Here is a 17,106-nt window from a genome sequence, read left to right as displayed (position 1 = left end):
CAATTGACTGGCCGCCAGCGGGCAACCAAGCCACCTTTGGGCAAGCTTTGGGCGATCGGGCCCGGTTCCGGCCCGGAAGGCCCCAGCCAAGCCATAATAGAAGCCACTGCCCAAAGTGAGTGCTCGCAAGCGTTCCAGCGAACTGAATCCGCAACCGCAACCGCGTTATGACTGACTGGCTGACCGATGCTCGTAACCGACTGACTGAGGCGATCGCCCGCTACCGCGATCGGGTGGACTTTTTGGCCATCCGCCTCGAAGAATCTCAGGGAACCGATATTCTGCTGCGTGGGGGTCGCCTGGAAACCCTCAGCGAAAGCGTGGCGATCGGGGGGCAAGTGCGGGCTTGCCACAAGGGCGGTTGGGGCTTTGCCAGCTTTAACCGACTGGATACCCTTCTGGAACGATTGGAAGAGGCGATCGCGGCGGCCCATCTGGTGGGGGATGATGAAACCCTCCTGGCTTCGGTCGCGCCGGTTCAGGCCACCTGCACCCTGCCCTTGGCCGGCACTGATCCCCGGCAGGTGTCCCTCTCGGACAAAAAGGCCCTCTGCGACCACTATGCAGAAATTTTGCGCGCCGTTGATGGTCGCATTGCCACCACGATGGTGCGCTACGGCGACAGCACCCAACGCACCTTGCTAGCCACCTCCGAAGGCACAATGCTGGAGCAATCCTGGGTGGATATGGAGATGCGGTTTGCGGCCACGGCCCGCAATGGCGAAACGGTGCAAACGGGCCGGGAAACCACCGGCTCCCGCAACGGCTATGAAGACCTGACTCAATTAGATGACCAGGTGCGCGGGGCGGCCCGGCGGGCGGTGGATGCCCTGTCGCTCCCTTCGGTGAAGGCCGGAACCTATACGGTGGTAATTGACCCAATCTTGACGGGGTTGTTTGTGCATGAGGCGTTTGGGCATTTGTCCGAAGCCGATATGGCCTACGAAAATCCCGATTTGCTGGAAACCATGAGCCTGGGTCGCCGCTTTGGCCCCGAAAATCTGCAGATTTTTGATGGCGCTGCACCTGCGGGCCATCGGGGCAGCTATGCCTACGATGACGAGGGCACACCGGCCAGCACCACCCAACTGATCACCAACGGCGTGTTGACCGGGCGGCTCCATTCCCGGGAAACGGCAGGCCGACTGGAGGAACAACCCACGGGGAATGCCCGCTGCTTGAACTATCACTACGCCCCGATCGTCCGAATGACCAACACTTGGATCGAACGCGGCGAAACCCCGGCCGCAGAGTTGATCGCCGGGATCGAAGAGGGGGTTTATGCGCGCAACTGGTTGGGCGGCATGACCAACGGCGAAATGTTCACCTTCACGGCCGGCGAGGCTTGGATGGTGCGCAACGGCGAATTGACCGAGCCGGTGCGGGATGTCACCCTGTCGGGCAATGCCTTCAAGACCCTGGCGGACATTGAGGCGATCGGGGACGACTTCTATTGGGATGAGTCCGGCGGTTGCGGCAAGGGCGGCCAAAGTGGATTACCGGTTGGTTGCGGTGGCCCCAGCCTGCGGATTCGCAATGTGGTTGTGGGTGGTGAAGCGGCCTAGGGGCTGTCGTTATCGCCTAGAGGCAGGCTGAAGCGGCTGATTTTTCATGCCTCGATCACATCGTAGACAAGGGGCTTAAGCCCCTTGCTGCTCACGGTCTCTCAACGGCAACATCAGGATTTTGGGGATTTGGCGACGGTTCCAAGGCCTTTGGGTTGCCAAAACGGCTCTCCAAACCTGATTGAACGTTTTAGATTTGTCGTGCCACCACTGCCTATCAGTTTTGGCTTGAGTTAGGAATCGCTTAAGGATGCAATCGCCGATGGTCGCCACAGCAAGGGTTAGCAGCGGATCGCCCACGGGTTACATGGCTCCCGGTTGGGCAGAGGAATATCGATCGCGCCGGGCCCGGTTGCTGGAAAAAATCGGCTCCGGGGTGGCCATTTTCCGCAGTGCGCCCCACGCGGTGATGCACAACGATGTGGAATATAACTACCGCCAGGACAGCGATTTTTATTACGTGACGGGGTTTGATGAACCAGCGGCCGTAGCAGTGCTGGCCCCTAACCATGAGGAACATCAATTCATCTTATTTGTGCGTCCTAAGGATCGGCTGGCGGAAACTTGGTCGGGTCGGCGGCTGGGGGTGGAAGCGGCCAAAGAGGCGATCGGGGCAGACGTGGTTTACCCGATCGAAGAGTTAACCGCCAAGCTGCCGCAATACCTGCAAACGGGCGATCGCATCTTTTACAGTCTGGGTCATGATCCCCAGTTCGATGCGCAGATTCTGGATCTGTGGAAACAGCAGCGCCGGAGCTATTTCCGCAAAGGGCGCGGCCCGGTAGCCCTCGAAGACCCGATCGCCCGCCTGCACCAACTGCGAAACATCAAGTCCCCGTTGGAACTGGCGGCTATGCGCCAAGCGGTGGACATCGCCGCTGAGGCCCACCAGCGGGCTATGGAGATGGCCCGGCCCGGCGTTTGGGAATATGAGGTGCAAGCGGAACTCGATCGGCTTTGTCGATCGCGTGGTGGTTGGGGGCCGGCTTACCCGGCGATCGTCGCTGCCGGGGAAAACGCCTGCATCTTGCATTACGTGGAAAACAACTGCCAACTGCAAGATGGCGATCTGTTGCTGATCGATGCCGGTTGCGCCTACGGCTACTACAACAGCGACATCACCCGCACCTTTCCGGTGAATGGCCGCTTCAGCCCCGAGCAACAAACCCTCTACGAGCTAGTGTTGGCGGCCCAGATGGCGGCGATCACAGCGGTCAAACCTGGTGATCCCTACAGCAACGTCCATGACGCGGCCCTGAAAGTTCTGGTTGAAGGGCTACTAGACTTAGGGCTGATGGTCGGCAGCGTAGAACAAATTATTGAAAAAGAACTCTATCGCCCCTTCTATCCCCACCGCACCAGTCATTGGTTGGGCTTAGATGTGCATGACGTGGGGGTCTATACCTATGGTGATGATCCCTGCTATCTCCAGCCGGGCCAGGTGCTGACGGTGGAGCCAGGCCTCTACATTGCCCCGGACATCGAACCGAAGCAGCCCGGCGAGGACGATGATTGGCCCGCTCAACCGGAAGTGCCGGAACAGTGGCGCGGCATTGGGATTCGGATTGAGGATGATGTATTGGTGACCGAGGGTGGCCATGACGTGCTGACGGCCGCTGTGCCTAAACAGGTTGCTGATCTGACTTGGGGCAATGGCTAGGCGGGAGCCAATCAGGCTGGACGGGCTGATCGCTCCAGTGAGGTAGCCGGCCCGTTCGACTTGGAATCTGTCAAGCCCTAAGATGTAAAGAATTAAGAAAAACTTCTGATTTCCCGATCGATCCAGAATCGCGGATGGGTACGTTTGGGCTAAGTGCTTAGATCTTCCCTCAAGCCCTAGGCGATGCTCCGGTTTGGTTGCTCCCCTGAAGCGCGACACTTCAAGGCTGCAAGCCGATAATTTTTGGGCGGTTCAACCACAGCCACCTGGCGTGGTTGGGATGGAACCGATTCGGAGCGCCGCCGGTCTAGGGACAGTGAGTCATGTTGGGGTAGCGAGAAACCGTTCTGAGATTGACGGTCACTCTCCAACGCCCCGCCCTTTGCTGTAATGGGTGTGTTTCGGGTCAGTTTTTCAAGAACTCTCAGGCCAAGTTGGTAGAGCCAATATGATGATCCTGCGGCGGCTAGTTTTGGCTATTTCGTTCCAATTGGGACGAACGATCGCGCAGTTCCAGCGACTGTTGCATCGTCGAGGGCGATCGGGCGATCGACCCCAAATTCTGGCTTCTAATCCCTATTGGCGACGGCTGCGATCGCAAGCGGGCTTCGTGTTGCCAACCACGGCCCTGTTGCTGGTGGTGGTGGCCCTCACGATTACTGCCCTGTCGTTGCGCACCCTCAACCGCACGGATCAAGTCGCAGCCGATCGGGCCCAAAAGGTGATCTACAACGCCGCCACCCCCGCAATCGATCGCGCCAAAGCCAAACTTGAAAAACTCTTTACCCAAGACCCTCGCCTAACATCCAACGGCGCACCCTCCGAGAAGTATTTGCTCAGTATGTTGCTGAACAAAAACTTAACCGGTAGTAGCTCATTCGATGAAGTATTTAACCCCGCCCGTAACCAGTCCTACACCTTTCCCGGTGAGCAACAAATTGACATGAACGGGGACGGACAACCGGATCCAGCTTGGAAATTTCCAGTCGATACAAACGGGGACGGGGAAGAAGATGCAGACGTTGCATATTCTCTAATCTTCAATACACCGTCTCCCAACTCTTCGGGAAGGCTAGAGTTTAATATGAGCAAGGCTGCCCTGCAAGAGCGGGTTGCAGCGCTGCGAACTCGTACGGGGCCTTTGATTCAACAGGAATCGGACGAAAGTCCTTGTAACCTCGCGGGTCGTCTGAGTGCCGAAATTCTGCCTCCTATTGAAGCGGGCTGGTATCAAGACCAAAAGAAAACATCTACCCTTCGGAAGAACTTCCAGGTGGATGCTGTTGTAATTCCAAAGCGCAATACTGCTCGGTCAGGGGCTGGAACCAACACCATTGCAACCCTTGAATTCCAGCAAGACCGGATTGTGGAAAAAGGCAATAAATGGGGAGCTTGGTTCCGTAATGATCTGGAGCTGTTTTCAGGTGCTGCCTTCAACTGGAATGGTGCGATGCACACGGAAGGCTCGATGTTTTTGGCTGGGGCTAACAACCCGACGCGCCTATTCTGGGTGAGCGCCCCTTCATCTTGCCTCTACCAGGATCCCGAAGCTTCCAGCATTAGCGCCTCGCCGGAAAATCCTGAAGGCAATGCTTCAGTAGAAACCTGCAAAAACTACACTGGCGAGGGAATTTGCAAAAACTTCAAAGGAGATCTAATTTCCAGTGCTGTTTCGGGCCCCCGCAGCAACTTTGGAGGTAATCCAAGGGTCTCGATCGACTATCGAGAAACTAGCGGCCGTGTGACCCCAGGCAATCTCAATTTCACGACCGAAACGGATTCCGTGAACTTTGGAGGGAAAGCGATCGATCTCGCCTTAGACCCACTCTTGCTCTACACCCAAGATGCCAGTGTTCGGCGCAGATCGGGCAAGGTACGCGCTGATGGCTGGAACACGGCTGAGGGAGCGGAATATTCAACCAGATTCAGCGGACAGGCTGTTCCTAAACCTTACCTAGACGACTTCTATCGGGCCGACAATCGCTATGGCCCTCGGCCAACCTACGGTCGAACCTCAGAATTGAGGATACCCGGCACCAAGAAGGTGGGTGACAACATTACTGACAGTCAACGTGACCGCTTAACCCGCAACACCAACACGGAACAACCGGCAGAAGTGGGAGCAGATGGCTATTGGGAACGTCGCGCCATCAATGAGGGGACTCGAATCATCACCAGTCAGCGCCTAGAGCTGGAAAATCCCCTGGAAAATCCTCTGGGCTATCCCTCTCAAGCGGATGAATTTGATGCAGCAACGCCGCTTCAGGCCTTACAGCGTCGTAGCTATAAAGATAATCCGGCCGCCGTTCAAGGCACGTTGCTTTTTCACAAGGGTGTTGGGCAAGGGGTAAAGCCGGTGGCTGCCTTGACGAGTACTGTTCACCCGGGGACTCCCGACACCCTGAAACAGTCGGCAACCTTTGAGAAACTCCCTGTCACGGCTGGTGTCAAGACCAAACCGGAATGGACAGCCTTTGGGGAGCGCTTTGGAGACGAATCAGAGGAACTTGCGATCGACTTTTTCCATGGCCGCGGCACGAACGGTTGGGAAATGGATGTGGATCGGCTCAATGAGCTGGTCAGTGTTAGCACTGGCCCCACCAGCACCCCGGTCAACTTAAACGCGACCTTGCGGAAAGCTTTGGAAAACCTGGCGACCTTTGCAGGGGACAAAGATGGTGCATTTCCCGCCAAGCAGGAAGCAGGCAAAACTCACCCGCTCCCGCAGTTGGTGAAGTGGGGCGACTTTAGTAATTTGCGTCGGGCCCTCTATGACACCAACAACAGTCCGGCTGATGCGACCACCCAGCAGACTGCGGCTTTGAGTACTGGAATGTTGGCTTACAACATTGCCTATTTGGATGCGATCGACTACAGCGATCCGGACTTCCAAACCACCGTTCTCGATAAGCTGGCGGAAGCCCTCGGCAAAATTGGGGACAACGATCCAGCCTGGAATAAAAAGGAAGACCCCTCCCGTGCGGATTGGCTCTCGGGAGCACGCACCGACAGCGCCAATGACCGCAAGTTGGGACGGGTTGACATTTTTCGCCCCGGAGACACCACGGGGCCCTTCTCTGTGCGGGTTTATCCAGGAAACTCCGGGCTGCGCAGTCCCTCTGACTTCAATAGCCGTAATCAGGAGGGTGCAGATTTTGTGGAAGTGCAGTTGGCTAGCCTCAAAACCCAGGGCGGTCAACCCCTGGCTAGTCCGCCCCTGCTGAAGCGGATTCCAGCTGCGGATCCGGCCCTGAAACCTGGTGAGAATCCGTTCGCGGCGACCACGGCTTCCACTGATTTGGTGACACCACTGGTTCCTCCGGAAGCCTATGTGGCGGCCTTGGCAGATAAGAGCACGAGCGGAGCGGCCCTCAACCGTTTGGACAGTAACCCCCTGAAACCCACTGAGTTGCAACAATGGGCCAGGTTAATTGCACTCCGAGAGCAAATCCAGCGCGATCGCACCTTTGGCTTTGCCACCCACTTCGGCCGGGTCAAAAACACCGCTGGCAGCATCCCTGCGGAAACCGCCAAACATCACTACAGCTACACCGTCCAAAATGACCTGACCCCCACGCCGCCCTCCGGATCATTAACCGTCGGCTATGCTTTTGGCGGCCGGGTGTATGAGCAAGCCAAAACCTATGAGTTTGGTTGCGATTTCAGCAAGACAACGGGAAATAACTACTTCGGCTACGGAGTTCCTGGAACGGTTGCGGAAGAAAAGCGGTTCTTGCACCTGGCAGGTACTCTCTGCCCCGTGGAACCCAAATATCCTGCGCTGTACTATCTGCTCCCGCGGCCCCTGTCTGAAGACTTCATCGCTCACGATGCGGATGGAGATAAAACGCTGATCCCCGACTTGGAAGTGGGCACTGCCACCCTGTCTGTGGAGGTGGATCATGCCCAACCCAGGGCGACGGATCCGTTCTATGCGCCTTACGACAAGCTGTATTTCGATCCCTATCTGACGGTTGCTCAGGGTAATTTCCAGGTGCTGAGTGATAAGGATCTGGAGTCAATCATTATCAAGCCTCGGAAAGTGGCCGATTGGCTGCTACCTGTGGACGACAATCTCACGCCAACGGGTAGTTGCACCAATTCAGCTCCTAACTGCTCCCAGATGTTGTTTGTGGCAGTGGACAACGATGGGGCCAAAGCAGACAAGGCGATCGAGTATCACCGGGTTGCCTTCAAGGATGCAGCCTTGATGGACGGGCGAGAGCGCCTCGTGGAGCGGGTGCTGGATATCGACATCGACATGCTGCGGCAAAAAACCTACGCCCCATCTGCCCTCGGAGATCTGTGGTTGACCTTTGGCAACCTGAAGAAGAACGAGGCAGGTGGCATCGTCTATGCATTCCGGGAGGACAATACTCGGGAAGACGCGATCGAGCGATCGCCCTCTACCACCTGGTCAAGCTATAACCTAGACACCGAAAGTGCTCGCATGAGCATCGGTCGCAGCAATCCCTTGGGGCAAGATCCGCCGATCAGCGACGTGACCGGCATTAGTCCTAAGCCCGTGGACTACTATGCCGATCCCGATCGACGACCCCATGGGTTCCGATTGATCAACGGTGCTTTAGTAAGGCGCGAAGGTGGCGGGGATGAGAAGTCCAACATTGCCGGGATGTCCTTCATTACAGACAACCCCTTGTTTGTGAAAGGTGACTTCAACCTGCACCGAGTAAGCGGTGTCATGGTTGAAGAATTCAAGACCCTTCTTAATCGCGACAACTACGGCAACTTCTACTCCCGTGGTAGTCGCAGTCCTCAGGATGATCTGAATACTCAATTTGCACGTCTTGGGGTAGATACATGGCGACCTGTGGAATTGCTAGCAGACTCGATCACGTTGGTCTCTAGTAACTTCTGCGACGGCAGTGTTCGAGATACCTTCCTCAATGCCTCGCCCAAACTTGCAGATTGGTATGGTTGCCAGCGGGTTGGCTCGCTTTCTTCTCCTACCACTTCGTTCTATGCCCAAAACCGTCCCCTAGAGATGTCTGCTCAGGAACGGGACTTAGTGTTGGATTGGTGGCATGAAGATCGGTTTGACTTCACCAGCTCTGTGGCAGTGGATTACACTGGCAAGCCCCTACAGCGAATCAATGAAGACGCTGCCCGTCCAGAGTTTGGACGACCCAATCCCTACACCGGCAACTACCAAACAGTTCCCTTGGGCCAACGCTATGGTCGTGGCGCAAATGGTGTGTTGCCCGGTGCGAGCACAACTGAGGCGAATGCCATCTTTATTAGCGGCATTGGCTCCAGCCGAGAAAACCAGAGCTATGGCGGTTTCCATAACTTCCTCCCCATGCTGGAAAACTGGGGAGGCAGTAGCTCCAGCCAGTCTCAAACCATTTCAGGAGCCTTCTTGCAGCTAAACTTCCGCACGTCCTCAACGGGCCCCTATGAGCACGATGCTTGGGAAATCAATCAGCGCCCAGTCGGCGGTCAGGATGATATTCCCTACTACCAAACCCCAAGACGACGTTGGGGCTACGATGTGGGATTGCAATATGCTCCAGTGGGCCCCATTTCCAGTCGCTTTATTACGATCGGGAATACGCGCAGTGAGTTCTATAACGAACCGGAAGCCGGTGATCCCTACATCTGTGCTTTACGACGTTCAATTGAGACCACCCCTGATGGTTGCTGATAATCTGTCCCGATGAACTTGCGAGGCTTACCCGTCATGTCTAACGCCGCGTTCAATTACTGGGTTCGCCGCTGGCGCAGGCAGTCCCAAATCTCAGGCTCAGAATCTGGGCTGACGTTGCTGGAATGCATCGTGGCCTTGGTGATGATGTCTGTGGTGGCGGTGGCGATCACGCCTCCCCTATTTCTGGCAACAGCCTCGCGAGTCCAGAGCAACCGGGCAGAACAGGCCATTCAAGTGGCTCAGGGTGAAGTGGACAAAGTGCGCGTCACCATGGAGCGAGGAGATTTTAGTAATAATTTGTCTCTGCTGCCCCAAGAAAGTAGTAGCGGAGCCAGTGAGTTTGAAAAAACGCCAGCACCTTCGGGAGTTCCCGATTTAAAAAATCTGGAGTCTACTCGAAATAGTTGTGACAAAGGCGTGCCATTTGTGGGCGCTTTGGAGTTGCGGCCTGTGGATGTGGATGGCGATTGTTTGCCAGATTTTGCTGTTCAAACCTTTCGAAGTGCTGCCTCCGATAAAACCGCGATTGAAGGTGCGGCTGGCTTAGTTCCCGTGGCTTTTCGGCTTGGGGTGCGAGTTTGGGCTTATCAACCCATCCGGAGTGGAACTCAGCCCCTGGACATTAAAGCCGCTTCTCTGCAATTAACCAGTGGCACGGGTGAGCAGGGAATTAAGCCCTTGGCAGTGCTCTACACACAACTGGCCGTTTCGGACACCAAAGGTGCTTACGAAAAAATGTGTTATCTCCTCAACGGGGGGGCTGAAGACTGTAAGACGAAAACGAGTGGTGGAGAAACCCCATGATTACCCTTCAACGAGTCCTCAAACGAGTTAAGCGTCGTTACCAAGCATTTCAGCTACCTCATGGCCTTGCATTTTTAGGTAAACGCAAAGGCGCAATCCAAAACCGTCAGCTTGATTCAGCCCAAACATCTGGATTTACGCTGATCGAATTGTTGATTTCAGCGTTGATTGCAGGGCTGATCATTTCAGGCCTGTTAGGGATTGTGGTGGAGCTGGTTTCGACCAATCGTCGAGAATTGGCGCGATCAGAAACCATGCGTGATATGGGAATTGCTGCGGAGTTCATGAGTAATGAACTGCGAGAGGCGATTTATGTCTACACCGGTAAATGTCTATGGGAGGGGCAATCTTCTCCCGGGCAAACTGATTATTGTCCAGGTCTATTCGGTGGTGATGGAGGCTTGGAACCGCCTAAAGATAGCCTTCCACTGATCGCCTTTTGGAAGCTTGATCCGCTACCTCCTGGTTGCAATTCGAGTGAGTGTAGGACATATCAACTGTCGGGTAGAACGTACACTTTGGTTGTTTACTTTCTAGATAAGGATAATGAGAAAAAGCTATGGGATGGTCGTGCTCGAATTTCGCGACGTGTTCTCAAGCGATTTAATGACGCGGCAGAATTTAATAACACCTTCAATGATCCCCTAGATGCAGGCTTAGGTTTGACTTTGCAGACTTGGCCAAAAACGGCTGAAGGTAACACGCCCCCGGGTTCGTCTAACCCGAAGTTTGATCCACTACAGGTGCTGGTGGATTTTGTGGATGATACTCAGGATCAAAACTTAAGCGCAGAGCGGGAATGTCCTGCCCAGTATGAAGTTACGCCTAGTCTTGAGTCATTAACGGGGGATTTTGAAGGGGTTCGCAGTGTCTATGCCTGTGTGCTGGACGAAACTGGAGCAGTTAGTTTGCAACAGCTCCAGAAAAACGAGGGTAACCAGAACCAAAAGGTGATTTTGGCAGTTCGCGGTAACCCAGAAGGGCGCTATGGTTTGGATCGGCGGAGTTGCTCTCAGGATGATCCGGCGGCTGGGGAAAAGAATTTGAGTACGGAGCTGGGTAAAGAGACTCAACAGACAACCTGTCGGCTGGCGGCCGTCAAAACTGAAGTTTTGAACCGAGGCACGGTGAACAAGGTTCCGTCGAAGCTGCTGCAATAGCCAGCGGGCTGCCTGTTGGGCATCTGCGAAGGTTGCCTAGCTGAGAGGGTAAACGTTTTGAAACCCCGACGAATGAAGGGATTGAGGCGATCGCGCGGTTTCCTGACATGGCGTGATCCCAGAAAAATCTAGGGCATTTGCGATCGTATTGCCATTTTTTAAGTTATTTTAAGTAAAGAACGAGTTAACACTCGTCTGACTGTTTAAAGCGCCCAATTTTGCCTAATCTGCCCCGCTTGCTCGGGGGGCGATCGTGCGGTTAGGGTCAACGCGTCATCCCATCAGAAAGGACGTATTGACTCTGCGGCAACACAGACGACCGCTATTCAAATAAGATTCCCAGCCGTGCAATCTAGATCGTGCTGCGGGTTTTCGGGGCTAACTGCGAGATTGGGTTTTGGTTGTTCATCCGTTACGAAGCGTACTCATGACCCTTTCCTTCCAAAGCCTCGGCCTCTCGGAAACCCGTGCTGCTCATCTGGAAACCCTTGGCTTTACTGAACCCACCCCCATCCAAGCACGCGCGATTCCCGCCTTGCTCGAAGGAAAAGATGTGGTTGGCTTGGCTCAAACTGGAACTGGCAAGACGGCGGCCTTTGGGCTGCCCATGCTGGAGCAGATTGATGATGCCAATCGCACTGTTCAAACATTGATTCTGGCCCCGACTCGTGAGCTGGCGTTACAGGTTTCCCAGGCGATCGAGAAGTTTGTGGGCCCTGGTTCTCGTTTGCGAACCGTGACGGTCTACGGTGGCCAATCGATTGATCGGCAAATTAGCCAACTGCAACGGGGCGCGCAAATTGCGATCGGCACGCCCGGTCGGGTAATGGACTTGATGGATCGCGGTGCTTTGCGCCTCGACCAGGTGCGTTACTTTGTGTTGGATGAAGCCGATGAAATGCTGAATATGGGCTTCATTCAGGATATTGAAAAGATCTGTAGCTCGCTGCCCGCTGAGCGCCAAACGGCCTTCTTCTCCGCAACGATGAGTCCGACGATTCGTCGTCTGGTGGCGAACTTCCTGAAAGACCCGGTGTTTGTGACGGTGGAGCAGCCCCAGGCAACTCCCACCCGAATTGAACAGGTCCTGTATACGGTTCCCCGGGGTTGCAACAAAATTCGGGCCTTGCTGCCGATCCTGGAGCTAGAAGATCCTGAGTCGGCGATGATCTTTGTGCGCACCAAGCAGGGAGCTGCGGAACTGACCGTGCAACTGCAAGCGGCTGGCTACAGCGCCGATGAATATCACGGCAACCTGAACCAAGCCCAACGCGAACGCCTGATCACGCGCTTCCGCCGTGGGCAGTTGAAGCTGATTGTGGCGACTGATATTGCTGCTCGGGGTTTGGATGTGGATCGGGTAACCCACGTGTTCAACTTCGATCTGCCCGATAACCTGGAAAACTACGTTCACCGAATTGGTCGGACGGGCCGCGCAGGTCGGACGGGTCGTGCGATTACTCTGTCTTACAGCCTGGAGCGTTACCGGATTCGGCAGATTGAGCGGCACACGCGCCAATCGATGCAGCCGGTGGATTTGCCGACTCGTGCCGAGATCGAAGCTCGCCGGATCGATCGCCTCAAGAACCGGGTTAAGGAAGCGTTGACCAGTGATCGGGTGGCCTCGTTCCTGCCGATTGTGTCGCAACTGGGTGAGGAGTACGATCCTCGGGCAGTGGCGGCGGCGGCGCTGCAAATGTTCTACGACATGGAACGACCCGCTTGGCAAGTTGAAGGGGTCTTTGGTGACGATAACTTTGAAACCGAGCGTCCCGAGCGGGGCGATCGCGGTGGCCGAGGCGATCGCGGTGGTCGTAACTACGGGGGTGGCTCCCGTCGTCGGGGTGCTGGTGGGGGTGGCGATCGCCGCCCGAACCCCAATCGTCCCCGCCCCGATGCGCCGGTGAAGATGAACGATCGCAACCGTTTTGCTCCCGTCGGCGAATAAAAGCTCAGAGTCTGTCTCTTGGTTAATGACAGACTCGTAAGTTCCAGAAAAATTCAAAAATTCCAAAGGGTCTCAAGTCAATGATTAAACGCTTGAGACCCTTTTTTGTGGTCTTTACTTTTTGGGACTGCGTTTTTTGGGCAAAGACCCAATTAAGCAAAGACCAAAAATGTGATGTTGAATCTATGGTTTCCCAGAGCTACAGAGCACTGAGACAGTGACAAAATCCCTAGGAATTGACCCAACGGCGACGCAAACCCAAAGCGGCGAATCCTGCTAAGCCAAACATGAGCGACGGTTCCGGTGTGCTGCGCTCTTCGGGCACTTCACGGATCTGACCGTATAGATAGGCGGTACTGGTTCCACCTTCTTGGGAGATAAAGTCAGCGACCAGATCACCGATAGGAGAAGATTTGAACCCTGACAATTCTAGAGTGTACTGCTTTCCCGCGTAAGAGAATGAGCGGTCTCCCAAGGCGTTGTTCCAGCTAATTTTATCTGCACAGGGAGTGACACTGTAGTATGCACACAATCCATCGTTGGTTGTTTCGTCAATATCCAACGTGAAATTAAAGGTTTGGCTGGCGATTTCCGCAAACTGTAAGGCGACCGTTAACCCAACTGACGCAGCCGCAGTTCCACCAAAGATGGGATTGTTGAAATGCTGCAAAACTCCCAGTTGGAAGACATTACCAGGGGTAATGGATGTTGTTCCTACGCCAGTAAATCCAAGGCCGCTAGTTCCGGCCACACTGGCTGGAGATCCCCACCGAACTTGGCTTTCACTGCCAATGGTCTGAAACCCGTAATATGCGGTTCCAGACGGGGTGCCCCAAGATCCAGAGCTATTGAGTAAGGTTAGGGCAGTTGCTGGACTAGCCGACACAAGAGCAGCGGTAGCTGAAATGATGGCGGCTGATACAGTGAGTCGCATTTTGATTTTCAAGTGAATGGGAAATCTTACTGATCACCTTATCAAGGTAATGCTAAAAATCACAACATCACTTATTTTTGAAAAAATTTTAAAAATAGTGCCTGTGAGGTGATGATTTTCGGTGGCTGGTCGCTTACGCCGCAAGACTTTCACCCGCTCATCATTACTGAATTACGGCACTACCAAACTTTGTTGCAGCGATCGCAACAGTCGTTGATGATCGGCGGTGGTTCTGATCGCAACTCGAAAGAAGCGATCGCCTAACTCTGGGAAGCTGGAACAGTCTCGGATCAAAATCCGATCGCGCCGTAGCACTTGCTGCTGGAGCTGATTGCTGGGCAGGGCGGTTTTGACCAACAGATAATTGGCGGCGCTGGGATAGGGGATCAGCCCCGGTTGGGCTTGTAGACCCAGAAACAGTTCCGATCGGGCCGATTCCAGCCAAGTCCAGGTTTTTTCGGCAAAGGGGCGATCGGCAAGGGCGGCAAGGGCGGCGGCTACGGCTAAACCGTTAACAGACCAGGGGTCTCGCCATTGTTGCCAGCGTGTTAACCGATCGGGCTGGGCAATCGCGTAGCCTAGCCGGAGTCCCGGAATAGCGTAGAACTTGGTGAGCGATCGAATCACAATCAGGTTCGGATAGTCCTGAACCCAGTTCACAACGGTGGGTTGCTCGATCGGGCGCAAAAAATCCATAAACGCCTCATCCACCACCACCAACCCAAAACGATCGCAAAGGGGCCGCAAAAGATCGTGGCTCCAAAGTTGCCCGGTGGGGTTGTGAGGATTGTTCAGCACCAAACCATAGGCGGCGCAATCGCGATTCAGCCAGTCGCCCCAATCCCAAACCCAAGGCTCCACGGGCGCGATCGGCACAATTTTCGCCCCAAATGCCCGCAAGGCTCGGCCGTAGTCTGCGAAGGCCGGCACGGGCAGCATGGTTGCGGCCAACTGACTCAAATCCCGAGCGGCCCAAGTCAAGAGTTCCGCCGCCCCATTGCCTGGCAAAATCCAGTCTGGGTCGAGGTTGTGGTGCTGAGCGAGGGCCTGGCGCAATTCGCTGTAGTTTGGATCCGGGTAAGCGGCCAGGGAGGGCAAGGCGGCAGTGAGGGCGGCCAAAATGCTGGGTGGCAAGCCCTCAGGATGGATACTGGCAGAAAAGTCCAGAATTTCAGAGGGCGCACAATGGGCGATCGCGGCGGCCCAAGCCAGGTTGCCCCCATGGATTGGGTGGGAAACAGTGGTCATGGCAAAAATCCTAGCGCCAATAGCCCGATCGCCCCGCATAACCACCCCAAAAAGACCACACGGGTCAACCCCAAAGCCGATCGCACGGTCTCCGGTTCGATCGGTCGCTGGGGGTCTCCCAACAGGGGCTTGTATTTCACTTGACCGCGATAGCGATTTTCGCCCCCCAGTTGCACCCCCAAGGCGATCGCATAGGCGCACTCGCTCCAGCCGGAATTGGGACTAGGATCCAGCGCCCCATCCCGCCGACAGCGGCCCCAAACCTGCAAGGGCTTTCTTGAAATCAGGGCGATCGATCCCACGGCTAATCGACAGGGTAACCAAGTGAGGTAATCTTCCAAGCGAGCGCTGAACCAACCCAAATCCCGATGGCGTGAGTCTTTGTAGCCCACCATCGAATCCAGAGTGCTGGCGGCCTTGTAACCCAATGCCACCGCTGCGATCGCCCCAGAGCCCCACCCGAAAATTACCGTTGCCCCAGCACCCACCAAGGCCCAAAACAGCGGCCCCAACACGCCATCCACGGCATTTTCCGCCACGGTTTCCAGCACGGCTCGCAAAATTTCTGGGCGATCGAGATGCTCTGTTTCGCGGCCCACGTAGCGACTGAGACGTGATCGCGCTTCCGGCAAATCCTCACGGGCCAACGGTTCCAACACATCTTCTGCCGCATCCCGTAAGCTGCGACCCGCAAAACAAGCCGCCACCATCACCGCCTCGATTCCTAAGCCCAAAATGGGGTTCAGCTTGAAGGCTAGCGACCCGATCGCCCCAGCCAGGGCCCCTGCACCCCCGATCGTGGACAATGCCAGCCCCACCCCTAGCCAGCGCTGAACCCGATCGGGAGCGGCCAAAGACCAAACCCAACGACGGTAGCGATCAATCCATGCCCCGATGACCTGCACCGGATGCAACCAACTCCAAGGGTCACCCACCAGCCAATCAATCACTGCCGCCAGTCCCAATACCAGGATCGATCGGGTTGGCTCTCCCATGCCAATCAATCCGTTCATTCCTAAATTTAGATAAAAAATTATCAGTAATCTAGCTTAAACCAACTCATTCGCCTATTTTTCTGATACAGCCTTTGCCTATAACAAATGGCAGGATATAGTTATCAGTGTAGTGGAGTTATCGTCAGGAAAACTCATGAGTCTTTATTCGCTGAACTTGCGCCGAAAAATCGTAGAAGCTTACGAGAAGGGAGACACTTCGATTCGGAAAGTAGCAAAACAATTTTCGATTAGCCCCGAGACAGTCAGACGGCTTCTAAACCTATATCGCTCCACTAGGAGCTTATCACCTAAAAAGTGTGGTACGAAGCGGGTGAGCATCTTATCTCAGCATGAAGAAGCTATCTTGGAAATTGTAGAGACTAATCCTGATTTTACATTGCGAGAATACTGCGAAGAAGTCCAGGAAAAATTGGGTGTCAGTTCTAACACAGGCATGATGCATCGATTTTTAAAGCAACATGACATCAGTCTCAAAAAAACTTACAGGAGCGAGAAAATAATCACGGCGGAAGTGCAAGCAGAGCGTGTAGACCACTGGCAGCAAATTTTAAAGGTAGAAGCTGAAAGGCTTGTCTTCACTGACGAAAGCGGTTTTTGGGTTGGAATGAATCGCCCGGTTGCGAGAGCTAAAAAAGGAATGAAAGCTTATAAAATTCAGAAGCCCTATTGCGGCAAAAAGATGACAGTTATTAGTGCAATTAGGCGATCAGGAGTTGTAACAATCAAAGGTTTGAAAGGCTCAATGAAAAAGGAAGACTTTCTGGAGTTTTTCAAAGTAAACTTGGTACCGCAGCTCAAAGTAGGTGATGTGGTTATCATGGACAACTTAAACTCTCATCATCGTCCAGAGGTAAGAGAAATGATAGAAGCAGTAGGAGCAACGGTAGAATATCTGCCAGTGTATTCACCAGACTTTAATCCTATAGAAATGATGTGGTCGCAGTTAAAAATCTTTTTGTGGAAATTCAGAACAGAACCTATAGAGGTGTTGGAACAATTAACGAGACTAGCAGCCCGACTAGTGGATTTACAGTGCCTGAGAAACTGGTTTACTAAGTGCTGTTATTGTACCCAGTGATTGCGGCAAGGACTGTATCTCAAAA

At 54.5% G+C, this 17,106-nt stretch carries 10 protein-coding genes; 7 read left to right on the top strand and 3 right to left on the bottom strand.

Annotation, left to right across the window (positions count from 1 at the left end; all coding sequences use genetic code 11):
* The first annotated feature begins 167 nt into the window (after positions 1-167).
* The 6 genes from H6G52_RS08605 to H6G52_RS08580 all read left to right on the top strand — a co-directional run bounded on the left by H6G52_RS08605 (position 168) and on the right by H6G52_RS08580 (position 12,805).
* Positions 168-1,565, top strand: coding sequence for a TldD/PmbA family protein (locus H6G52_RS08605; RefSeq protein WP_190527739.1), 1,398 nt, complete (start codon positions 168-170; stop codon positions 1,563-1,565).
* A gap of 307 nt (positions 1,566-1,872) precedes the next feature.
* Entirely contained in the window at positions 1,873-3,225 is a 1,353-nt protein-coding gene (locus H6G52_RS08600; RefSeq protein ID WP_190527895.1) for an aminopeptidase P N-terminal domain-containing protein, read from the top strand.
* Between the two features lie 472 nt (positions 3,226-3,697).
* Entirely contained in the window at positions 3,698-8,890 is a 5,193-nt protein-coding gene (gene hpsA, locus H6G52_RS08595; protein ID WP_190527737.1) for a hormogonium polysaccharide biosynthesis protein HpsA, read from the top strand.
* 36 nt (positions 8,891-8,926) lie between these two features.
* Positions 8,927-9,697: a prepilin-type N-terminal cleavage/methylation domain-containing protein gene (locus tag H6G52_RS08590; protein WP_099533939.1), complete on the top strand. Its 771-nt coding sequence runs from the start codon at positions 8,927-8,929 to the stop codon at positions 9,695-9,697.
* Entirely contained in the window at positions 9,694-10,857 is a 1,164-nt protein-coding gene (locus H6G52_RS08585) for a PilW family protein (RefSeq protein ID WP_190527736.1), read from the top strand. The genes H6G52_RS08590 and H6G52_RS08585 overlap by 4 nt, the downstream gene beginning before the upstream one ends.
* A gap of 427 nt (positions 10,858-11,284) precedes the next feature.
* Complete coding sequence (locus H6G52_RS08580) at positions 11,285-12,805, top strand: DEAD/DEAH box helicase (protein WP_190527733.1); 1,521 nt, start codon at positions 11,285-11,287, stop codon at positions 12,803-12,805.
* A 229-nt stretch (positions 12,806-13,034) separates the two neighbouring features.
* Here H6G52_RS08580 and H6G52_RS08575 read toward each other — a convergent pair whose 3' ends face one another.
* The 3 genes from H6G52_RS08575 to cbiB all read right to left on the bottom strand — a co-directional run bounded on the left by H6G52_RS08575 (position 13,035) and on the right by cbiB (position 16,000).
* Positions 13,035-13,739, bottom strand: a complete 705-nt coding sequence (locus H6G52_RS08575) for a THxN family PEP-CTERM protein (protein ID WP_190527731.1) — start codon at positions 13,737-13,739, stop codon at positions 13,035-13,037.
* 171 nt (positions 13,740-13,910) lie between these two features.
* The gene (gene cobD / locus H6G52_RS08570; protein ID WP_190527729.1) at positions 13,911-14,987 is read right to left on the bottom strand and encodes a threonine-phosphate decarboxylase CobD; all 1,077 of its coding nucleotides are present in this window, start codon (positions 14,985-14,987) and stop codon (positions 13,911-13,913) included.
* Positions 14,984-16,000 carry an adenosylcobinamide-phosphate synthase CbiB gene (cbiB, locus tag H6G52_RS08565; RefSeq protein WP_242026282.1) on the bottom strand — a complete coding sequence of 339 codons (1,017 nt, stop codon included), beginning with the start codon at positions 15,998-16,000 and terminating at the stop codon, positions 14,984-14,986. The genes cobD and cbiB overlap by 4 nt, the downstream gene beginning before the upstream one ends.
* A 136-nt stretch (positions 16,001-16,136) precedes the next feature.
* Between cbiB and H6G52_RS08560 the strand changes: the two genes are divergently transcribed.
* Positions 16,137-17,081, top strand: a complete 945-nt coding sequence (locus tag H6G52_RS08560; RefSeq protein WP_190527727.1) for an IS630 family transposase — start codon at positions 16,137-16,139, stop codon at positions 17,079-17,081.
* Positions 17,082-17,106: the final 25 nt, after the last annotated feature.

The organism is Limnothrix sp. FACHB-881 (assembly GCF_014698135.1).
In the GTDB taxonomy this organism is placed as follows: Bacteria; Cyanobacteriota; Cyanobacteriia; order CACIAM-69d; family CACIAM-69d; genus CACIAM-69d.
This window is presented reverse-complemented; position numbering and strand designations above follow the sequence as displayed.